The organism is Deinococcus cellulosilyticus NBRC 106333 = KACC 11606, assembly GCF_007990775.1.
In the GTDB taxonomy this organism is placed as follows: Bacteria; Deinococcota; Deinococci; order Deinococcales; family Deinococcaceae; genus Deinococcus_C; species Deinococcus_C cellulosilyticus.
The window spans coordinates 226,291-247,201 of the sequence record NZ_BJXB01000003.1; the positions used below are offsets into that span (position 1 = coordinate 226,291).

At 56.2% G+C, this 20,911-nt stretch carries 19 protein-coding genes; 9 read left to right on the plus strand and 10 right to left on the minus strand.

Annotated features, from left to right (window positions below):
* Window positions 1-19: 19 nt before the first annotated feature.
* Entirely contained in the window at window positions 20-625 is a 606-nt protein-coding gene (locus DC3_RS04935; protein WP_146882827.1) for a DoxX family protein, read from the plus strand.
* A 49-nt stretch (window positions 626-674) separates the two neighbouring features.
* Here DC3_RS04935 and DC3_RS04940 read toward each other — a convergent pair whose 3' ends face one another.
* Complete coding sequence (locus DC3_RS04940) at window positions 675-1,937, minus strand: glycosyltransferase (protein WP_146882828.1); 1,263 nt, start codon at window positions 1,935-1,937, stop codon at window positions 675-677.
* A 62-nt stretch (window positions 1,938-1,999) separates the two neighbouring features.
* Entirely contained in the window at window positions 2,000-2,521 is a 522-nt protein-coding gene (locus tag DC3_RS04945; RefSeq protein ID WP_146882829.1) for a metal-binding protein, read from the minus strand.
* A 91-nt stretch (window positions 2,522-2,612) separates the two neighbouring features.
* On the opposite strand from DC3_RS04945, the gene DC3_RS04950 reads away from it, so the two are divergent.
* The 5 genes from DC3_RS04950 (at window position 2,613) to DC3_RS04970 (ending at window position 9,257) form a co-directional block, all read left to right on the plus strand.
* On the plus strand, window positions 2,613-4,301 hold the full coding sequence (locus tag DC3_RS04950) for a S8 family serine peptidase (protein ID WP_186815820.1): 1,689 nt from the start codon (window positions 2,613-2,615) through the stop codon (window positions 4,299-4,301).
* A gap of 71 nt (window positions 4,302-4,372) precedes the next feature.
* Window positions 4,373-5,509 carry an LCP family protein gene (locus DC3_RS04955; protein ID WP_146882831.1) on the plus strand — a complete coding sequence of 379 codons (1,137 nt, stop codon included), beginning with the start codon at window positions 4,373-4,375 and terminating at the stop codon, window positions 5,507-5,509.
* Window positions 5,510-5,575: 66 nt separating this feature from the next.
* On the plus strand, window positions 5,576-7,171 hold the full coding sequence (locus tag DC3_RS04960) for an alpha-amylase family glycosyl hydrolase (protein ID WP_146882832.1): 1,596 nt from the start codon (window positions 5,576-5,578) through the stop codon (window positions 7,169-7,171).
* Window positions 7,172-7,418: 247 nt separating this feature from the next.
* Window positions 7,419-8,936: a glutamine-hydrolyzing GMP synthase gene (gene guaA, locus DC3_RS04965; protein ID WP_146882833.1), complete on the plus strand. Its 1,518-nt coding sequence runs from the start codon at window positions 7,419-7,421 to the stop codon at window positions 8,934-8,936.
* 105 nt (window positions 8,937-9,041) lie between these two features.
* Window positions 9,042-9,257 (plus strand): hypothetical protein, encoded by a 216-nt coding sequence (locus tag DC3_RS04970; protein WP_146882834.1) that lies wholly within the window; start codon window positions 9,042-9,044, stop codon window positions 9,255-9,257.
* Window positions 9,258-9,367: 110 nt separating this feature from the next.
* Here DC3_RS04970 and icd read toward each other — a convergent pair whose 3' ends face one another.
* The 7 genes from icd to DC3_RS05005 form a co-directional block, all read right to left on the minus strand.
* On the minus strand, window positions 9,368-10,606 hold the full coding sequence (icd, locus tag DC3_RS04975; RefSeq protein WP_146882835.1) for an NADP-dependent isocitrate dehydrogenase: 1,239 nt from the start codon (window positions 10,604-10,606) through the stop codon (window positions 9,368-9,370).
* A gap of 158 nt (window positions 10,607-10,764) precedes the next feature.
* Window positions 10,765-11,355 carry a hypothetical protein gene (locus DC3_RS04980; protein ID WP_146882836.1) on the minus strand — a complete coding sequence of 197 codons (591 nt, stop codon included), beginning with the start codon at window positions 11,353-11,355 and terminating at the stop codon, window positions 10,765-10,767.
* Between the two features lie 106 nt (window positions 11,356-11,461).
* On the minus strand, window positions 11,462-12,397 hold the full coding sequence (locus DC3_RS04985) for an MBL fold metallo-hydrolase (RefSeq protein ID WP_246130552.1): 936 nt from the start codon (window positions 12,395-12,397) through the stop codon (window positions 11,462-11,464).
* 163 nt (window positions 12,398-12,560) lie between these two features.
* Window positions 12,561-13,391, minus strand: a complete 831-nt coding sequence (locus DC3_RS04990; protein ID WP_146882837.1) for a hypothetical protein — start codon at window positions 13,389-13,391, stop codon at window positions 12,561-12,563.
* A 110-nt stretch (window positions 13,392-13,501) separates the two neighbouring features.
* Window positions 13,502-14,938: a UDP-N-acetylmuramoyl-L-alanyl-D-glutamate--2,6-diaminopimelate ligase gene (locus DC3_RS04995; protein WP_146882838.1), complete on the minus strand. Its 1,437-nt coding sequence runs from the start codon at window positions 14,936-14,938 to the stop codon at window positions 13,502-13,504.
* On the minus strand, window positions 14,935-15,552 hold the full coding sequence (locus DC3_RS05000) for a deoxynucleoside kinase (protein ID WP_146882839.1): 618 nt from the start codon (window positions 15,550-15,552) through the stop codon (window positions 14,935-14,937). Before DC3_RS05000 ends, DC3_RS04995 begins: the two co-directional genes overlap by 4 nt.
* Entirely contained in the window at window positions 15,537-16,142 is a 606-nt protein-coding gene (locus DC3_RS05005; RefSeq protein WP_146882840.1) for a deoxynucleoside kinase, read from the minus strand. Before DC3_RS05005 ends, DC3_RS05000 begins: the two co-directional genes overlap by 16 nt.
* 270 nt (window positions 16,143-16,412) lie before the next feature.
* Between DC3_RS05005 and DC3_RS05010 the strand changes: the two genes are divergently transcribed.
* Both DC3_RS05010 and DC3_RS05015 read left to right on the plus strand, forming a co-directional pair.
* Window positions 16,413-17,255: an AAC(3) family N-acetyltransferase gene (locus tag DC3_RS05010; RefSeq protein ID WP_146882841.1), complete on the plus strand. Its 843-nt coding sequence runs from the start codon at window positions 16,413-16,415 to the stop codon at window positions 17,253-17,255.
* 102 nt (window positions 17,256-17,357) lie between these two features.
* On the plus strand, window positions 17,358-19,028 hold the full coding sequence (locus DC3_RS05015; RefSeq protein ID WP_186815821.1) for a M3 family metallopeptidase: 1,671 nt from the start codon (window positions 17,358-17,360) through the stop codon (window positions 19,026-19,028).
* 60 nt (window positions 19,029-19,088) lie between these two features.
* Here the strand turns inward: DC3_RS05015 and DC3_RS05020 are convergent, their stop codons facing one another.
* Window positions 19,089-19,688 (minus strand): helix-turn-helix domain-containing protein, encoded by a 600-nt coding sequence (locus DC3_RS05020; protein ID WP_146882843.1) that lies wholly within the window; start codon window positions 19,686-19,688, stop codon window positions 19,089-19,091.
* Between the two features lie 459 nt (window positions 19,689-20,147).
* Here DC3_RS05020 and DC3_RS05025 point away from each other — a divergent pair, with 459 nt between their 5' ends.
* Window positions 20,148-20,903, plus strand: coding sequence for a class I SAM-dependent methyltransferase (locus DC3_RS05025; protein WP_186815822.1), 756 nt, complete (start codon window positions 20,148-20,150; stop codon window positions 20,901-20,903).
* Window positions 20,904-20,911 lie beyond the last annotated feature (8 nt).

Consider the following 20,911-nt stretch of genomic DNA (forward strand, 5'->3'; position numbering starts at 1 on the left):
AAGAAAGAAGGTGTGGGTTATGAAAACCACCAGCGACCTCAGTACACAAATCCCGGAGCCCGCGTTCACCCGTTTCCTCTTTGCGGACACCCGCATGAACGTTGTCTGGACCCTGCTGCGCATCTGGCTTGGCTACGAGTGGCTGCATGCCGGATGGGGCAAGATCACCAACCCTGCAGGCGTCTGGGTCGGTGAGAAGGCCGGAGTGGCGGTCAGTGGTTTTCTGAAGGGCGCTCTCGCCAAAACCCAGGGAGACCACCCGGATGTGCAGGGCTGGTATGCCTCCTTCATCACCAATTTTGCCCTCCCCAACGCAGAACTGCTCTCGTACATGGTGGCGTTTGGCGAAGTGTTCGTGGGCATCGCCCTGATCCTGGGACTGTTCACAGGAATTGCAGCTTTCTTCGGAGCCACGATGAACACCAATTTCCTGTTCGCAGGCACCGTGTCCTCCAACCCCCTCCTGCTGGTCACAGCAATAGCCATCATGCTCGCCTGGCGCGTCGCCGGACAGTGGGGCCTGGACCGCTTCCTGCTCCCTTACCTCGGTGTTCCCGGAGCCCCTGGCAAACTCTTCAAACACGAACCCAGAAGTCCGCAGAGCCCCATCCCCCCAACCGCCTGATCCCTCTGCTCCTCACTTCAAGAAAACTGGACCTTTTCAGGTCCAGTTTTTATTTGGTGTCCAGTGAAATGCGGGGTGGATCATACATGCGGGTGAGGGCCAGTTCATAGCACATCAGGATGCGTTTCGCCATGGTTTCCAGAGAGCCCTCAGCGTCCACCCAGCGGGTCAACTCTGCTGCGAAGGTGGGTTTGCCTGCCTCCAGCACGTCCTCCACGCGGGCACGGAACGCTTCGGGGTGTTCGGGGTCCACCAGATAGCCTGTCTTGCCATGCTCGATGGTGGTGGTGACCCCGCCCCCTGCCCGGGCCACCACTGGAAGACCGCAGGCCTGGGCCTCCAGGGCAACCATGCCCTGGGTTTCCGTGACGGAAGCGAACACAAAAACATCTGCATGCTGGTAGTAATCCGCGACCTGTGCAGGCTTCACATACCCGGTGAACACCACCTGACGGCCCACCCCCAGATGTTCTGCTTGCGCTTCCAGCGCATGGCGTTCAGGGCCGTCTCCCACAATGATCAGGCGGCTGTTCACCCGTTCTCTGAGCAGTGGAGCCAGGTGTTCCAGCAGGAAATCCACACTCTTCTCCTTGCCCAGACGGCTGATGGTCAGCATGCGCTCGCCTTTCGGCAGGTGGGGCAGTGGATCGAGCCTTGGAGTGCGCAGGCGGGCAATGGGGATTCCATTGGGCACCACCGCGATGGGCGTTTTGACGCCAGCATCCAGCAACTCATTTTTGATGACCGAGGTGGGGGTGATCAGGTAGTGGCAGCGGTTGGCAAACCACACATCAAAACGCTCTGCAAACATCGCTGTTCCAGCATCAATGCGTTTGCGGATCAGCTTTGAACGGGACTCGTTCATGTACCAGTGGTCCGGTCCGGCCAGACGGCTCAGGGTGGGGTACCAGGGGTAATAGTGCAGGTAATCCTGCATGCGGGTGTGATAGGTGTGCAAGAGTGCAGTTTCCCAGGTGCGGGCCAGCACCAGGCCCATCACAGGCAAAGGGCCATTGCCGTGGGTGTGAATCACATCAAAGCGCCTTGCCTGCATCAGGCGAAGCTTGCGCGGAGAGGGGAGCAGGGCCATGCGGTGCTCGGGAATCGGACGGTAGGTGGTGGAACGGATGCGAATCACGTCCACCTCCTCCTGCTGCTCGGGGTGCCTGGGGGCGACAATCGTCACCTGGTGTCCCTGCTCCCTGAGGGTTTCCGCCAGACCGCGCACAGAGGACACAACTCCATTGATGGAAGGCGTATATGCATCGGTAAAAAGTCCAACACTGAGTTTGTTTTTCAGGTAACGGGTCACATTGCCTCCCAGAACCTACAGAATCTTGGTGCCAGGAAAAAGGGCGGCACATCCCCACAAGCTTACCGTTTTTTCTTTTTGAATGTGCGGCTTAAAGCGCGCATGTCAGGGCTGATGCCATCTGCAATCAGGTGAAGCCACTGGCTCACATAATAACCAAGGATGTAAGGCTGCCAGAATTCCAACGTGCGGGGTACATTCTCAAAGCGAATCCTGCTTTTCAGGTCTGGCAGAATCAAAATCGCCAGATAATACAGCGCAGCCAGAAGGATGGTCAGGTAGACCAGCCGGGTGAGTGGACCCACAATCCAGGTGTGGCTCAGGCCTCGATGAGAGAACATCTTGCCATATGGCACCCAGATGAAACCAAAGATGCCCCAGGCTTTCTTGCTGCTCACATTCTGCTCAGCAAGGTCCAGATCGGGACTCATCATGAAGGTGCCCACAAAAAAAGTCCCGGTGAAAGCCAGAATTTCGGGGATGGAAGGGTCAACATAACCCTGTTGCTTGGCGTATGCCGTGCTTCCTGCAATCAGCAGAAAAGCACCGGTGTTGATGAGGTTGTGGACGGAACCGCTCGGCACAGGCCAACCTTAGCACGAGATCATGAAAGGTCCAAGGTTTCTTAATGGGAATTTCACGCCATATGGGAGAGGGGCTCTCAGAATAAGAACCATGAAAACCAAGATTCTGAGTTTGAGTCTGTGCAGTGCTGTACTGGCTTCATGTGGATTGTCCATTGAATTGTTCCAGCCTGGAGATGTGTCTGGAAAAATTGTTTTGCCAAGCACTGTGGTCTCACAGAGCCTCAAGACCCAGCAAAACAGCCAACCGACAACCCTGGCCCAGGCCAGTGCTGTCCCTGGAGAGTATGTGGTGCGTCTGTCTTCAGGCATGAGTGCCCAATCCATCAGCAAACAGGGACTGGAGGTGCGCCCTCTGGAGGTGAATGGTCAACCGTGGGCAGTGGTCAAGGGATCTTCATTGGCTGAAGTCAAAAACATTCCTGGAGTGGAGTATGCCCAGCCAAATTACATTTATCAGAAACTGCGGATTGTTCCCAATGACCCACTGGCACAACCCGGCAGCACCAACAACCAGTGGTACCTGTATGAAGACCTCAATGGCATTGGTGCCGACCATGCATGGGAGCGCAAGGAAGAATTCAAAAACACCATCAAGATTGCTGTGGTAGACGATGGCTACACCCCTCATGCGGACATGTCGGTAAACATGTTTGACCTGAGCAACCCGGGCTGCATTGCTGCAACTGGAGTCAACTGTCTGGATGCTTATGGTCGCGACGCTTCCCCTCGATATGAAGTGGAACACCTCCCGGGGGAAGAAAGTGGACTTCTGTCTCACGGCATGCAAATTGCAGGGATCATTGCTGCTGAGACAAACAACAACAGAGACATTGCAGGAATTGGTTTCAACGTTCTGAAAGTGGTTCCCGTTCGGGTCTATGACAAGCAAGGAGGCACCACCACGGAGATTCTGGCCCGTGCCATCAACACTGCTGTTGCCAGTGGTTCCAGGGTCATCAACCTCAGTTTGTGCCTCACTGAAGTGGTCAATAATCGACGGGTGTGCTACAACCCCGAGGATGGAGGCACAGATCCTTTGATTGATGCAGCGATCCTCAATGCTGACACCCAGGGTGTGACTGTGGTGGCCGCAGCAGGCAACTTTTCCAGCAACTGGGTGGGTTACCCGGCCTCCAATGAAAACACAATCTCTGTTGGTGCAACAGATCCCAGCAAAAAACGCCTGAATTTTGTCGAACAAGGACAGACTTACGGGTCCAACTATGGCCCTGGCCTGGACATGGTCGCTCCTGGCAGCAGCATTCGCACCCTCGCAATCAGTGACACTCCTGTCTCCGACCGCACAATTCTGGATCGGGGAACCAGTTTCAGCACCCCGATGGTGGCCGCAGCAGCAGGTCTGTTGTATTCTCGTACGCCAAACCTGACCAATGATCAAGTGCGTGCCTTGTTGCGGGATTCTGGAGATGTGCCTGCAGACAGCAGCATCAACAATGCCCGGTTCCTGCGCATCGACAAAGCTCTGGCACGACTCGCTGCCACCTTGGACCCCAGCAAGTATGAAGGAAGGGTCCGCCTGATTCAGAACAATTCCACTGTCAAATCCACTGCCTACACCAAATTTGCCCCTGGAGGGAACACCCTTAACTTCAACCTTCAGGACCTGCCCGGAGGCAATTATCAGATCGTTGCAGAGGTGGCTGACAGCAGCAGCAAAGAAGTGATTTACAAGTGCATCAGCAACATTCGAGTCAATGGCAATTGGTCCCGCAACCTGACCGTGCATTACGACAGTGGCAACCTGCCTTGCTTCTGATCCCACTTTCTGTTTTAAACAGCTCCGGGTTTTCACGCCCGGAGCTGTTTTTTTGGCTATAGTGGGGGGGCATGCGTTTCGTGATGGTGTTCATTCTCCTTTTGCTGGCGGGTCTGACCGCTTATCTGGCCCCTCTTGCTCCTGCACTTTCGAAATACTCTGCAGTGCCCCAGACCCCGCAGACCCCCCAGGCCCTCGTGCTGGCAGGGGTGACCCCTGAATATGTGGGTTATCACCAGAAAGGGCCAGAGAAATTTGAAGGCCTCACCGACACCATTCTGGTGCTTTACTTCATGCCCCAGGAGAAAACCCTGCGGGTGGTCAGCATCCCTCGTGACACCCTGGTGCAGGTTCCTGGCTGGGGAGGCTCGAAAGTCAACAGTGCCAACGTACGGGGTGGCCCTGACATGATGCGCACCGTCATCTCTGGATTGATTGGGGTGCCCATTGATGGGGTGGTGCTGGTCAGCCTCGGAGGGGTCAAGGACGTCACCAATGCCCTTGGTGGTGTGGTGGTGGATGTGCCCCAGGAAATGAAATACCAGGACACCGCAGCACAACTGAACATCGACCTCAAACCCGGCGTGCAGAAACTGGATGGTGAACAGGCAGAAGGCTTTCTGCGTTTCAGACATGACCGGCTGGGAGACATTGGACGGGTGCAGCGCCAGCAGCAGTTCCTGCAGGCTTTTATGGAAACCCTCAGGTCTCCTGCAGGTCTCTATAAGCTGCCCCAGGTTTTTGGTGCAGGATACCAGAACACCAGAATCAACCTGTCCAGAGAAGCTGCAGGCCGCTGGTACGGTGCCCTGCTGTCCCGCCCACAGCTGGAGATGGTCATGCTCCCAGGCCGTTTTGCCAATTACGGAGCAAGTTTCTGGGACCCGGATGAAGCTGGGATTCAGGACATCTTCAATGCCAGAGGCCCTGTGAACCCCCTGGAGGCCAGCATCACCATCATGAATGTGGGCGCACCTGCGGGTGCAGCCAGACGCCTCAAAGCCCGCCTGGACCAGATGGGGTACCGCAATGTGCAGGTCAGTGACCTCAGGGACGGCAACCCCAGCGAGAGCGTGGTCATCACCCCTCAGGATGCAGTTGCACAGAAGCTCCAGCAGGACACCGGACAGCTGAAGGCCATGAAGGCAGATGCAGGTCTCCCAGGTGTGGATGCCACCATCAAACTGGGTTCTGACTGGAAAGAGTGAGTGTTGTTCACACCCAACATGCACCACCTGACTTCTCTTTCTCCCATCTTCAGGTAGGATGGGGGCATGCAAGAGAACCTGTTGTGGTGGCAATCCGGCATCATCTACCAGATCTACCCCAGATCCTTCAAGGACTCCAACAGCGATGGGATCGGCGATTTAAAAGGCATCATCGAGAAACTCGATTACCTCGAAAGCCTGGGCATCAAGTCCATCTGGCTTTCACCGATCTTCCCGAGCCCCATGGCCGACTTCGGGTACGACGTCGCAGATTACTGTGACATCCATCCGATGTTCGGCACGCTGGAGGACTTCGATGAGCTCACCGAGAAAGCCCACGCCCGGGGCATGAAAATCATGCTGGACCTGGTGCCCAACCACACCAGTGACCAGCACCCCTGGTTTCTGGAGGCCCGCTCCAGCCGGGACAACCCCAAACGGGACTGGTACATCTGGAAAGACCCGAAAGAAGACGGCAGTGCCCCCAACAACTGGACCAGTTTCTTTGGGCCCAGCGCATGGACCCTGGATGAGGCCAGTGGGCAGTACTACCTGCACCAGTTCCTCAGCAGCCAGCCTGAACTGAACTGGCAAAACCCTGAAGTGCGGGAAGCCGTGTACGAGAGCATGCGCTTCTGGTTGCGCAGGGGCGTGGACGGCTTCCGGGTGGATGTGATCTGGCTGCTCGGCAAGCACCAGGACTTCCTGGACGAGCCCGAAAACCCCCTGTGGCAGGAAGGCCAGCAGAACCACTGGAAACTCATTCATGTGTACACCCAGGACCAGCCTGAGACCCACGAATACGTCCGGGAGATGCGCAAGGTCCTTGATGAATTCGACGAGCGCATGATGGTCGGCGAAATCTACCTGCCCTTCGACAACCTGGTCGCCTACTATGGCGAGAACAACGACGCCGTACACCTTCCCTTCAATTTCAGTCTGATCCTCAGCACCTGGGACGCCCAGGCCGTGCGGGACCTCGCAGATGAGTACGACCAGAAGGTCGGCAAAGGCTGGCCCAACTGGGTGCTTGGGAACCACGATCAGAGCCGCATTGCAAGCCGCATTGGGCCCCAGTATGCCCGTATGGCACAGATGCTGCTCCTCACCCTGCGTGGCACCCCCACCTGTTACTACGGCGATGAGATCGGCATGGAAGATGTCGAAATCCCCTTCGAGAAAATGCAGGACCCCGCAGGCCTCCAGCAGCCGGGTGTCAAAGGGGCCAGCCGTGACCCCGAGCGCACCCCCATGCAGTGGGACGACAGTGAAAACGCAGGTTTCAGCGACGTGGAACCCTGGCTTCCCCTCGCTCCCAATTTCCGTGATGTCAACGTGGCAAAACAGGAACAGGACCCGAACAGCTTCCTGAATTACTTCCGGGGTCTCGTGAAACTGCGCCAGAGCACCCCTGCCCTTTATGCTGGCGATTACGAGAGCGTGGACTCCGGTCACCCTGATGTCTTTGCCTTCAAACGCTACACCGATGACCAGACGGTTCTGGTGGTCCTCAATTTTTCCGAAGAAGGCCAGAGCGTGGACCTCTCAGAAATCAACATGGTCGGTCAGGTGCTGTACAGCACCCGTGGTGAAGCAGGAGAGAGGCTTCTGCTTGAAACCCTGATCCTTGGGCCCTGTGAAGGGATGATTCTGAAGATTTAAACGATGTGAACTGAAAAGGCAAGCCGCAGGTTTGCCTTTTCAGCTTGTACAAACCATCCAACCTTCTGCGTTCGCCCAATCCCTGACCTTTCCCGTATAATTCAATGGAATTTCTGACGGCGAAAGCCGCAGAATGTCGGGTTGGTCTTTTTTGAGGCGCAGTCAGACACCCATCAAACAGGTTCTGGCTCTTTTTTTCGGTTGCAGGGCAGGCTCCCTGTGCCGTGTGATAATTCAGGAGGCTCCTGTGAGCATCGTGATTCTTGATTTCGGTAGCCAGTTCACCCGTCTGATTGCCAGACGTTTCCGTGAATTGGGAGTGTACAGTGTGATTCTTCCTGGCAGTGCCCCTCTGGAGCGCATCCTGCAGGAAAAGCCCCAGGGTGTGGTGCTGTCTGGTGGTCCCAGCAGTGTGTATGACGAGAACGCTCCGAAGCCTGCTGCAGGGGTGCTGGACCTGGAGGTGCCGATTCTGGGCATCTGTTACGGCATGCAGTACCTGGCCCACACCGCAGGTGGAGAGGTCAAGCGTGCTGGCAAGCGCGAGTATGGCAAGGCTGAACTGAGCAAGTACTCTGGAACCCTCTTCAATGGGGTGCAAGGCGAATTCATCGCCTGGATGAGCCACAGCGACTCGGTGATCACTCTCCCTCAGGGCTACGACGTGGTCGCAGAGACCATCGACACCCCTGTGACGGCCATCGAGAACAACGAAACCCGTCGTTACGGTGTGCAATTCCATCCTGAGGTGGTGCACACCCCCAAAGGCACCCAGCTTCTGCTGAACTTCCTGGAAGTGTGTGGTGTGGCCCGTGACTGGACCGCCGAGCACATCGTGGAAGAACTGATTGCCGATGTGCAGGAGAAAGTGGGCTCAGGCAAGGTCCTGCTGGGCATTTCCGGTGGTGTGGACTCCAGCACCCTCGCCCTTTTGCTGGCCAGAGCCGTGGGTGAGCAACTCACCGCCGTGTTCATTGACCACGGTCTGCTGCGTCTCGGCGAACGGGAGCAGGTTGAACAGGCCCTGCGGCCCCTCGGTGTGAACCTCGTGGTCGTGGATGCTTCTGAGGAGTTCCTGGGAGCCCTCGATGGTGTCAGCGACCCCGAGCAGAAGCGCAAGATCATCGGGCGTGAATTCATCCGTGCCTTCGAGCGTGAAGCCCGCAAGTATGGCCCCTTCGAGTTCCTGGCCCAGGGCACCCTGTACCCCGATGTGATCGAATCTGCGGGTGGAGAAGGTGCAGCCAACATCAAGAGCCACCACAACGTGGGGGGTCTCCCTGAAGATCTCGCCTTCAAACTGGTGGAGCCTTTCCGCACCCTCTTCAAAGACGAAGTGCGTGAAATTGCCCGCCTGCTGGGCCTCCCTGACCACATCCGTCTGCGTCACCCCTTCCCCGGTCCGGGTCTGGCCATCCGCATCCTGGGAGCGATCACCCGTGAGAAGATTGACATCCTGCAGCGCGTGGATGACATCTTCATCTCGGGCCTCCGCGAGTACGACCTGTACAACCAGACTGCACAGGCCCTCGCTGTCCTGACCCCCATTCAGTCTGTGGGCGTCATGGGCGACGAGCGCACCTACTCCTACACCGTTGCCCTGCGTGCCGTGACCAGTGCGGACTTCATGACCGCCGAGTGGGCACACCTGCCTTACGACTTCCTCTCCACCATCTCCAGTCGCATCGTGAACCACGTGCACGAGATCAACCGGGTGGTCTACGACATCACCTCCAAGCCCCCGGCCACCATCGAGTGGGAATGATTTGAACCGCAATGAAGGGCGCAGACATCCGGTGCTGCGCCCTTCACACTGGATGAAACCCTGAGCCAGTCACGCTCGTATTTGTTAACAGTGAGGTTTTGAACCATGAAAGGAAATCTGACCGAAAACATCCTGAAGATCGTGGGCATCGTGATTGCCGCGATCATCGTCCTGTGGCTGCTGGGCTTTTTGTTCCAGTTGCTGGGTGGCATCTTTATTGGCCTTGTTGGCCTGCTGAAAGGCCTCCTGCGTTTCCTGATCATCGCAGGCATCGTGGGTGGCGTGGTGTACCTGATCGTGTCGCTGCTGAAAAAGAAGTAGACAGTGCACAGGTCTTGATCTGGACGTGAAAGAAAACACCCTGGAGAGCAACTCCAGGGTGTTTTTGCTGACAGCTGATCAAGGGTGAGCCATCGGCCCACCCCTACAGATCACATGTTGGCGATCAGGGCGTCTGCGAATTCGGAGCACTTGACTTCTTTGGCTCCGTCCATCAGACGGGCGAAGTCGTAGGTGACCGTCTTCTGGGAGATGGTCTTGCTCATGGATTGCAGGATCAGGTCGGCAGCTTCAGACCAGCCGAGGTGACGCAGCATCATTTCGCCAGAGAGGATCACGCTGGAGGGGTTCACCTTGTCCTGCCCGGCGTACTTGGGTGCGGTGCCGTGGGTGGCCTCGAAGATGGCGTGTCCGGTGACGTAGTTGATGTTGGCACCGGGGGCAATGCCGATTCCCCCCACCTGTGCAGCCAGGGCGTCACTGAGGTAGTCGCCGTTGAGGTTCAGGGTGGCGACCACATCGTACTCGGCGGGGCGCAGCAGGATCTGCTGGAGGAAGGCGTCTGCAATGGCATCTTTGATGATGATGCCGTTGGGGAGTTTGCACCAGGGGCCGCCGTCGATTTCCACAGCGCCGAATTCTTCCTTGGCCAGTTCGTAGCCCCAGTCGCGGAAAGCACCCTCGGTGAACTTCATGATGTTGCCCTTGTGCACCAGGGTGACGCTCTTGCGGTTGTTGTCGATGGCGTACTGGATGGCCGCACGGACCAGACGCTTGGTGCCCTCTTCAGAGACGGGTTTGATGCCCAGGCTGCTGGTTTCGGGAAAACGGATCTTGTTCACACCGAATTCGGTCTGCAGGAAGCTCACCAGTTTCTTGACCTGATCGGTTCCAGCCTTGTACTCGATCCCGGCGTAGATGTCTTCGGTGTTTTCACGGAAGATCACCATGTCCACGAGCTCGGGTTGCTTGACTGGGCTGGGAACGCCATCAAAGTAGGCCACAGGGCGCACGCAGGCGTACAGGTCCAGGATCTGGCGCAGGGCCACGTTGATGGAACGGATGCCGCCTCCCACGGGGGTGGTCAGGGGGCCTTTGATGCCCACAAGGTATTCGCGGAAGGCCTCGTTGGTCTCGTCGGGGAGCCAGATGGTTTCGCCATACACTTCGTTGGCCTTGTCGCCAGCGTAGACTTCCATCCAGACGATTTTCTTCTCACCCTTGTAGGCTTTTTCCACGGCGGCGTCCAGCACACGCACAGATGCCTGCCAGATGTCGGGACCGGTGCCGTCCCCTTCAATGAAAGGAATGATGGGATTGTTGGGCACCTGCAGTTTTCCATCTTGCATGGTGACTTTGGCGCCGTCCGTGGGGACCTGAATCTTTGACATGAATAAAACCTCCGTAAGGCTCACTTTAAGTGCTGTGTATCAGGTACACTAAATGACTTGTGCGGATGAATCAACCAAGAGACCCGTAACTGCATGACAGACAGTCCAATGCACAATTTGTCTGAAGTGCCTGCGGATCTCCAAGGGATGGGCCGTCCTCAGTTGCTGTTTGCAGAAGGCAACTGGTCCAGGAAGGTCTTGAAATCACTGATGCTGGTGCTGACCAGGAAACCATTTCCATGAATTTCGTTGAAACTGCGCACGCCGGGGTCTCCATACACCTGAAACACTGGTGATTCCTCCAGAGGGTTGAAGTACAGGGTCACACCTCCTGCCAGGATGTTGCTGGTGCATTTCTGCCCGAAATCCTTCAGGAAGCAGAACTTGTAGAACTGCTCGGTGGGCTGTTCTCGAACTTCAGGATAGAACCCTTTGACTTCGATCAGTTTGGTGGTGGGCATGTAGACGATGCCCCCTTCCTGAACGGTCACCCGGTAGTTTCCTTTGCGATACAGGGCATACAGGCGGCTGTCAACTGCACCCCCATCAACAGCAATCTTGCTGCCAATCAGTACAGCAGTTTCGTTGCCCGAGATGGCAACTTCAAAAGTGCGGGGCTGGTTTTCACCAACCACGACAAAAGGGTAATAATTCTTGACTCTGGAAATGGTTTCGGCTGCAGGTCCGCTGGCAGTGGGCGCACAGGCCCCGAGCAGCAGAACCCCTAAGAACCACGGGCGTTTCAGCATTGATGTCCTCCAAACACTGCAATTATAGAGATTTGAGTTTAGAAGAAAGTGTAAAGCATAAAGCCTGCCCTGGAGATGACCTCCAGGGCAGGCCTTGATTCTGGATTCAGAACTTGAAGAAAGTGGGGATGAACTCGTATCCCACGTCCTTTTTGATGATGTTGCCCACACCAGGCCAGGCGTAGTGGTATCCCACCACTGTCAGGCGGTCATTTGCAGCCTGTTCAAAGATGCGTTTGCGGGTCGCCACTGCCGTTTCAGGGCTGGAATCAAAGCCCAGATAGTGCTCGGGGTACATCAGAGACAGGACGTAATGTCCCCCTGCATCTCCGAAGTGCATGACTTTGTTCTCACCCGAGGTGGCAAGCACGGCCATGTGGCCCACGGTGTGACCAGGGGTCAGAACGCCGACCAGACCAGGAACAATCTCGCCTCCATCCTGAATGAAGGTGAAGCGGTCCTTGAAGGCCACGATGTTCTTGTTGAAGCCTGCATTGTTCTGGCTGGCCCAGAAATCGTATTCGGTCTGGCCCATCACCAGTCTGGCTTTGCCAAACACGGATTTGCCTTCTGCATCGCTCATGCCGCCAATGTGGTCCCCGTGACCGTGGGTGATGAACACCGTGTCAATGTCATCCGGGCTGTATCCGGCGTTTCTCAGGTTCTGCACCATCTGGCCTGCGGTCCCTCCACGTCCGGTATCGATCAGCACTTTGTTTTTTCCGGTGTCGATCAGCATGGGATTGTAATTGTTGGTGAAGGGCTCCACAGGAACGAAGCGGCTTCTGAGGACGTTGGCAAACTCTTCCTGTTTGCCGGGGTTGGCCCCCCAGTTGGGGAAGGCGCTGCCTCCGGTGGTCTGGCCGTCGCTGAGGACCACAAAAGTAAAATCTCCGAGTTTAAAACGGTAGAATCCTGCGCCATTGGGCAGGCTCATGCGGTTCTCCTGTGCCCGTGCGCCTGAGTGCAGCCCTGCTGCGAGCAGCATGGAGCTTCCTCCAAGAAGCCTGAGTGTGTTGCGGCGAGAGAGTCCCTTGGTCACCTGAAAACACCTCCTGAATTTGACCGGATGGTCGTTTTCAGTGTTTCTGAGATCGTGCACAAAAAATCTAGTAAATGTCACAGTTCAAGTTTGAACTGTATCAAAGCAAACCATCCAGAGCGAAACTCTGGATGGTCGGAATGAAAAAGATGAAGATGGATGCTTACTGCACGGTGTACTGGTCGCAACCCGTGTAGGTGATGGTGACAGAGGTTCCGTCGGCAGTGAACTTGATGGTTCCACTTTCGATGCCCTCGCACTCCTGGTCGTAGTTTACATCTCCATCGAAGGAGATTTCTCCGGCGAAGCTTTCATTGCCTGCAGTGGCGCTCACCTTCAGGTTGCCATCGTATTTCAGGTGTGCAGTGGTTTCGGTCCACTCCAGGGTGATGTTTTCAGTGACATTGTAATTGGCTTTGAAGGTCTGACCCTCCATGGTGCCATTCATGTCCATCTTGTTGTAAGAAGAAGCCTTGTAGCCATTCTTGCCGGCCAGAGGGGTCAGGTCAGAGCCGTATTCCAGTTTGGTGGTCAGATCACTGTCTTCAGACTTCAGGGTGATGTCCTGGTTGCCTCCGTACATGAAACCACTCTGGCTGTCGCTGTCGTTTTTGTCCTCCACATTGTTGGTGCCCTTGAAACCCATCTGCAGCCCTTCAAGGTTGAAGTTGCAGTTCAGGGTTCCGGTGGCCTTGGCGTAGATGCCATCCTCATCCTGATCGGCAGTGTTTCCACTCAGGGTGTAGCAGGACTCGTCTTGCTGTTTTTTGACCGCAGTGGGGCTGATGGAACCACCAAACAGGCCAACATTGGGGGCCATGAAGGCATCGGCATCGGACTGCACCATGCGGTCTGCATCGGCATTGATGGATTTGATGATGTCTTCAGCGACGCTGCTGAGCTGGTTCTTGGTCAGTTTCTGAGGCGCAGGGGTCTGGGTCCCGCAGGCTGCGAGCAAAACGGTGACGGTGATAAGGGCAATGGTTTTCTTCATGGTTCGCACCTCCTGGGTGTGCATGTGAAAGTGTATCCACAGGCAACTTCAGGAGGTGTGATGAAATCGTGCACAATTTTTCGGGTTTTGTGCTGTCACTTCGATGAAGCTCAAAGTGACAGGGCTTGCAGGGCTTCCTCGACCTCGTTCCAGGGCAGGATTTCGGTGGCACGCTCCAGGGTGTCTTCTGGTCCTTTTCCTGCCAGCAGCACTGTGTCTGCATCAGCAGCATGCTGCACAGCAAAACGGATCGCTTCTCTGCGGTCTGCAATGGATTTGAAGTTGTTCTTGTCGAGTGCAGAAGCTCCTCGCTCCATCTCACGCAGGATCTCCTCAATGGGAGTGTCCCGGCAGTCCTCTTCCGTGAAGATGGCCTGATCGGCCAGTCGGGAGGCCACCTCACCCAGAGGAGCACGCTTCAGGGGGTCCCGGTTGCCTCCAGCGGAACCCACCACCACCCAGAGTTTTCCAGGGGTGCTGGGCCTGAGGACCTCCAGGGCTTTCTCCAGACTGGGCGGCGTGTGGGCAAAATCGACAATCACCCTCGGGGTGCTGCTCAGGATCTGCATGCGGCCAGGAACCCCTTCAAAGGAGGCCAGACCCTGTTGCAAGACAGGAATTTCAATTCCCAGATGGTGGGCTGCTGCAATGGCGGCCAGGGCATTGTGCACGTTGAACTGGCCAATCATCGGGAGCACCACATCAAAGGTTCCAGCGGGGGAGACCACCGTGAATTTCAGCCCGGAGACCTCCTCTTCGATGTTGATCGCCCGCCACTGTGCATCAGGAGACACCCCGAAAGTGGTGTGATTGGGGTGGTCTGTCAGGCGTCTGGCGTAAGGATCATCCTGATTCAGCACCGCAAAATGGCTGCGGTCAATCAGCTTGCGCTTGGCCTGAAAATACCCCTCCATGTCCCCGTGAAAATCCAGGTGCTCGGGGGTCAGGTTGGTGAAAATTCCCACCTGATACTGCACGCCCCTGACCCGCTCCAGCTCCAGAGCGTGGGAACTGGTCTCCAGCACGCAATGGGTGGTCCCCAGGCTCACAAGCTCCCTGAGCAGGCTCTGAATTTCCGGGCTGTCCGGGGTGGTCAGGTGCTGGGGGAAATGGTGCAGCACCCCATCCGGGGTTTTGTACCCCACCGTGGACAGCAGACCAGAGGCTTTTCCGGCAGCTTGCAGCAGGTGGTAGGTGATCCAGCTTGTGGTGCTCTTCCCATCGGTTCCGGTGATGCCCACCACCTGCAGCTCCCGGCTGGGATGGTTCTGCAGCACACAGGCCAGATCTGCCAGGGCATGACGGGCACTGTTCACTTGCAGGTAGGGAACAGGCAGGTCGCCCTCGAAACCCTCTCCCACCACAGCGACTGCCCCGCGCTCCAGGGCCTGCGGAATGAATTTGTGCCCATCGGTCTTCAGGCCCCTGACCGCCACGAAAATGGCACCGGGTTTCACCCATGCGCTGTTGTGGGTAACCGCAGTGACATCTGGATTTTCTGCAGGCAAGGGCAGGTTCAGGGAAAGCAGCAGGTCATGCAGTTTCAAAACAGACCTCCCACCACCACGTCATCAATGTCATTGCAGAGCTTCTCAATGATTTCAGGACGCTCCACAAAATCCAGCCTGTCTCCATTCAGAATGTAGACTTTCGATGCGCTGTATTCCTCAATGAAAGACTGGTACAGTCCTGAGAGGTTCAGCAGGTACTGGTCGGGCAGGGCCTTTTCGTAATCCCGGCCCCTCAGTGCGATGCGTTTTTTCAGGGTGGGCAGGCTTGCCTCAATGTGAATCAGCACATCTGGCATGCGCAGGGCAGGCAGGATGCCCTGCAACAGACTCTGGTAGGTCTCCCAGTCGCGCAGGCTCATGTGCCCCTGCTGGTACAGGTTTTTCGCAAACACCCAGGCATCCTCGAAGATGGTGCGGTCCTGCACCACATCCAGCGTCTGGTTCACCACATTCAGGTGCTGCTCCAGCCGTCTGGACAGAAAAAACACCTGTGAATGAAACGCATACCGCGCCATGTCCTGATAAAAGTCCGCCAGATAAGGGTTTTCATCTACGGTCTCAAAAACCGGGGTCAGCTTCAGGCGCTCAGAGAGCAGGCGGGTCAGGGTGCTCTTCCCACTGCCGATGTTGCCACTCACCGCAAGGTACACTTCAGGGCCTCCTCGATTTCACCCAGGATTCTTAAGGCATCTTCGGGATTCCCCACGAAGTCATACTCTGAAGCATTGATGCACAGCACCTGCCCGGGATAGGTCTCAAAAAAGCGGTCATAGTGGTCCGACAGGTTGCGCAGGTAATCCAGCGGCATGTCCAGCTCAAATTCCCGGCCACGCTTCAAGATGCGTTCTTTCACGAACTCCGCATCTGCCCGCAGGTACACCACCAGATCGGGATGGGCCAGTTTGGGTTTGAGCTGCGCGTAAAGCTCCTGGTAAAGGTCGAACTCATGGTCCTTGAGGTTCATGCTGGCGAACACGAAATCCTTGTCGAACATGTAATCCGACACGTGGTTGAGGTGAAACAGATCCCCCTGGGCAACATGCTGCAACTGCTTGAACCGCGACAGCAGGAAAAACACCTGCACCTGAAACGCATAGCGCTCCATGTCCGCATAAAATCCACCCAGAAAGGGATTGTCTTCCACAACTTCCAGCGTCAGAGACGCCTGATACTTCTGCGCCAGCAAGCGGCTGAGGCTCGTCTTGCCAACACCAATGAGACCTTCAGTGACCAGATACACGTGAACCATCTTACTGCGAAAGACGGGAAAAGACGCCGAGGGCCAGGGGTCGAGCGCCGAGGGCAAAACATCAGTGCATGAGCTTTTGCTTTGCGCTTTAAGTGCGAGTCCCCTGTCTGGGGAATGCTGTTTTTTGTTCATTGGTGGATGATGCACCACCTGACGGACAACCCCTGGACACCTTGAGTCCCAGAATTCACCTGGCTCTTGGCTCTCGGCTTTCCAGCCCATCCCACATCCGGTAAAACCCCAAAGTGTTACCATGAGGGGGTGCTCCACCTGCACCGCCGCAACCGAACCGTGACCGCCAGTGATTTTCAGCAGGCCCTGCAGGCCCTCGGGCTCAGTGGCAGAGAACACCTCATGGCCCATGCCTCTCTCAGTGCTTTCGGGTACGTGCATGGAGGGGCCGAGATCCTCTCAGAACTGCTGAAAAGCCACACCGCCACTGTGGTGATGCCCGCCTTCACCTATTACACGCTGGTCTGGCCGGAGGCTTACCGCACCCCCGAGTGGCCGCCCCATCCTCCGGGTCCGATGGGGTCTTTTCACCGATTTTCCAGGGTGTCCCGGGACATCGGCAAGGTGCCCCAGGCGTTGGTGGATGATCCTGAGGTGCTGCGCAGCAACCATCCGGCCCTCAGTTTTGTGGCTTATGGTCAGCGGGCAGAAGACATCCTGAATGCCCAGACCCTACGGGAGCCTTATGCTCCTGCGGGAGCCCTGTATGACCTCGCCGGGAAGGTGCTGCTTGCAGGGGTGGACCACACCTCCAACACCACCATCCATTACGGAGAATACCTGGCCGGACAGCTCGAACTGCCCAGATATGTCATCCAGGATGGAAAACTGCAGTCCACCTATTTCCCCAATTGCTCTGCTGGATTTCAGCGCATCGAACGTCATTTGATCCACAAGAAGAGTGTCAAGGTGGGTGCGGGTGTGCTGGCCCTCTACGACGTGCAGGAGCTGATTGATGTCACGGTGATGCTGCTGTCGAAAAACCCCGAAGCCCTGCTGTGCCACTATTCGGGGTGCCGTTGTCAGTATGTGCGCAGTCTGCTGAAGTTTCACCACATCTCTGCCAGAACCCATCAGCCAAAAGTGCTGTGACCTCCCTGCCACTTGGCGGATGTGGGAGGGTGCAGGCAGTCCTTACACTCCAGAAGATTGTGCACAGAACATGGTGTTCCCTGCATGACCGGAGGAGTGAAGATGACCGTGATTTCGCAAAACCAATTCGACGTGCAGGAGATGGTGCAGCGCTATGAGGCGCTGGTTCAGGAGCCTCTGAACCAGCAGAACCTGGACGTCTGGGTGTCCCGCTGGAGCGACCTGGAGAAACAGGTCCGGGAAACCGTCAATGATGCCTATTTCAGAAAAGTGCAGAACGTCCGGGATGAAGACACTGAAAAGTTTTATGCTTTCCTGCTCGAAGAAGTGGCCCCCAAAGCGAAAGCCTACAGCAGCAAACTGGCAGAGCGCTTTCTGGAAGTGAATCCAGAGCAGCCCAGATACCAGCAGATGCTCAAGAACTTCCGCACCGAGAAACAGGTGCGCACCCCCGAACTGATCCAGCTTCAGGCCGAAATTGACCCCCTGGCCGCCACCTACGACGAGATCACCGGCAAAATGATGGCTGTTGTCGATGGGGTGGAAATGCCCGGAGAGGAAGCCTGGACCCTGGTTTTCGACCAGAATCGGGACACCAGAGAGAAAGGCTGGCGGGCCTATTACGAGATGTGGAAAGCCCACCGCACCGAACTTGGCGAACTGCTCCTCACCCTGGTCCAGAAGCGCCGCCATATGGCAAAAGTGGGCGGATTTTCCGATTACCGGGCCTACTGCTGGGCCGAACTGAACCGAACCGATTACACACCAGCAGACACCCAGAAACTGCAGCAGGGCATCTTGCAGCAGGTGACCCCTCTGGCAAAGGCAGTGCGCCAGAAGCAGGCAGAACGTCTTGGCCTGCAAAGCCTGCGCCCCTGGGACCTGAATGTGGAAGAAGGGGAGTCCCTGAAACCTTTCCAGACCACCCAGCAACTGCTGGACCTCACAGCGAACGCCCTGAGAGAGGTCTCCGCTGACTGGTTCAGGGTCTTTGATGGCTACAGGACCCGGCGTCCTGACCTGATTGACATTGAAACCCGTGCTGACAAGGGCACGGGAGGCTTCTGTGAGTTTCTGTACCAGCAGGGTTACCCCCACATCTTCATGAGCCTGATGGGTCGCCATGATGACCTGACTGGCTTTTTCCATGAAACAGGTCATGCCCTGCACTTCCTGCTCACCGACCGCAAGCAGGACCTCTACTGGCACAACAATGTGCCCATGGAATTCAACGAGACCATGGCCATGACCATGGAACTGCTGCCCCTGGAGCACCTTGCAAAAATCGGGGTGTACAGCGAAGGCCAGTTGCAGACTGCTGTGCAGGCCAGCCTGGAACAATCTGTGCAACTGCTTCCCAGACTCGTGGTCTATGACGCTTTCCAGCACTGGCTCTACACAGAAGCCCCAGAGGACCTCACCATCGACATGCTGGACGAAAAATGGCTTGGCCTGTGGCAGGCCTACATCCCTGATGTCGATCATTCCGGTCTGGAGGATTTCATTGCCCTGGGATGGAGCCGTGTGGTGCACCTCTACCTGTACCCTTTCTACATGATCGAGTACGTGATGGCCCAGGTGTACGCCTGGCAGGTGTGGAGTGCCTACCTGCAAGAGCCAGAAGCCACCGTTCAGAAGCTGACCGAGGGCATGGAGCTGGGGGCCACCGTTTCCCTGCCTGAACTGATCCGCACCATCGGGCAATCCTTTCCGGTGGATGAGGGACAGCTTTCTGATGCCATTGCCAATGTCAGAGAGAAGATTTTCGGCTGAGTCCGTGTGTTCAAAAGAAACCTCCCCTTCTTGTTGGAAGGGGAGGTCTTGCTGATGGGATTACTCTGCGGCGATGTTGCGCAGGGCGTCGAGGTCGGCCAGGATCACGCGGCCATACCCGGCGTGAATGACCCCTTCTCTGGAGAGCTCACCGACCACTTTGGTGACGGTTTCACGCACAGAGCCCACTGCAGCAGCGAGTTCATCGTGGGTGGCATAGATCAGGATTTCGCCGTTGTCCTGTTTGGTGGCCAGGGCAGTGTCCTTGAGTTCCAGCAGTTCGGCGGCGATGCGGCTTCTCAGGCGCTTGCCGACCAGACGGTAGATGTTTTCGTAGGCCCGGTTGATCACGTTGACGAGGTGGTTGGTCACCTGTACGGTGTCTTCAGCACCCAGCAGGGCGGGATTGATCACGTCCACGCTGGAGTTGGTCACGGCTTCTGCGAAGTATTTGCGATCCACACCAGAGAGGGCTTCTTCTCCGAAGTACTCTCCGGGTTTAACGTAGCGCAAAGTCAGGCCGTTTCCTTCGTCGTCCATGGTGTGGACGCGCACCAGACCGCTGGAAACGCGGTACAGCATGTCAGATTTTCCAGGATAGAGAATGACTGCACCGGGGCGGTAAGTCACAGTATCTACAAAAGTTTTGGTCGAGATCATGGTGCCCTCCTTGGTGGCATCGATTACTATATTTATTATAGTACCTATTCCCCATTTTGTAAACCAAACGGTTTCTTTAATCCCAAGATAAGTCACAATGCTTAGTGGGCAGTGAGAGGCCCACTGGTCAGAAGTACGGCAAAACCACGGGAAAAGTTCATCTTCTCATGGCCACTACAGCCAGCAGCTGGAAAAACAGTGTCATTCTTCACCATCAAACCCCAGATCCTGCCAGAACACCATAAGGGAAAAACCCTGTAGGACGCCTTGACCTGGGTCATGGGAAAGGCCGAGAGCCCAGGGTAGAAGGCAGAAGGCAGAAGGCAGAAGGCAGATTTAGGGCCGGGCTGCTGGCTCAGCCTCTCCCCAAGTTGCCTGGCAGATCCCAGATCCGCAATCCCTGATTGCCCTTTGACCCAGGTCATGGCCGTGACCTTCCAGAAGTTTGAAAATGAACACATGAGCTTTTACTCCAGACTCAGCGTTGTGTATGACCGGCTTTTTCCAGGTTCGGAAAATCAGGTGCAATTCCTGAGGCCACTGTTGAAAGGACGGGTACTGGATGTGGGTGCAGGGACAGGAACCCTGATGCAGAAACTTGCACCTGGGCTGGACCACATCGATGGGCTGGAGTCCTCACCAGACATGCTGGAACAGGCACACTTCAAGCTGCAGGAGACGCCCAATGCTCGAATGACGCTGGGAGACATGAGGGACCTGAAAGGTCTGTTTTCTGGTCCCTATGACAGCATTTATTGTGTGGGAAACACCCTGGTTCACCTTGATGGCCCTGAGGAAATCCGTGGGTTTTTGAAGCAGACCCTGGATCTCCTCAGGCCAGGTGGAACGTTGATCTTGCAGACGGTCAATTATGATCGGGTGCTCAAAGAAGAGGTGAGGACTCTTCCGCTGTTGCAGAGAGAAAAAATCAGTTTCCAGCGCAAATATGCCCCACTGGGAGACCGCATTGTTTTCATTGGTACACTGACGCAGAACGGTCAACTCGTTGGAGAAGAAACCACGTTGCTTTACCCTCTGACTTTTGAAGAATTGAAGAAATGGCTGATCCAGACAGGGTACACAGACCTGAAGTTCCATGGGGATTTTGACCAGCGGCCCTTTGAACCGGAGGGGCCTGCACTGATTGCTGTGGCCAGAAAACCATGGGCATCCCACATCAATTTTGATCAGATCACAGGTCAGGTGGGCAGGTAACATGGATG

Coding starts and splice junctions, on each gene's coding strand:
- DC3_RS04970 (WP_146882834.1), top strand. CDS start 9,042: ATGAAAGGAAATCTGACCGAAAACATCCTGAAGATCGTGGGCATCGTG.
- DC3_RS04950 (WP_186815820.1), top strand. CDS start 2,613: ATGAAAACCAAGATTCTGAGTTTGAGTCTGTGCAGTGCTGTACTGGCT.
- DC3_RS04935 (WP_146882827.1), top strand. CDS start 20: ATGAAAACCACCAGCGACCTCAGTACACAAATCCCGGAGCCCGCGTTC.
- DC3_RS04990 (WP_146882837.1), bottom strand. CDS start 13,391: ATGAAGAAAACCATTGCCCTTATCACCGTCACCGTTTTGCTCGCAGCC.
- DC3_RS05025 (WP_186815822.1), top strand. CDS start 20,148: ATGAGCTTTTACTCCAGACTCAGCGTTGTGTATGACCGGCTTTTTCCA.
- DC3_RS04955 (WP_146882831.1), top strand. CDS start 4,373: ATGCGTTTCGTGATGGTGTTCATTCTCCTTTTGCTGGCGGGTCTGACC.
- DC3_RS05020 (WP_146882843.1), bottom strand. CDS start 19,688: ATGATCTCGACCAAAACTTTTGTAGATACTGTGACTTACCGCCCCGGT.
- DC3_RS04980 (WP_146882836.1), bottom strand. CDS start 11,355: ATGCTGAAACGCCCGTGGTTCTTAGGGGTTCTGCTGCTCGGGGCCTGT.
- icd (WP_146882835.1), bottom strand. CDS start 10,606: ATGTCAAAGATTCAGGTCCCCACGGACGGCGCCAAAGTCACCATGCAA.
- DC3_RS05015 (WP_186815821.1), top strand. CDS start 17,358: ATGACCGTGATTTCGCAAAACCAATTCGACGTGCAGGAGATGGTGCAG.
- DC3_RS04960 (WP_146882832.1), top strand. CDS start 5,576: ATGCAAGAGAACCTGTTGTGGTGGCAATCCGGCATCATCTACCAGATC.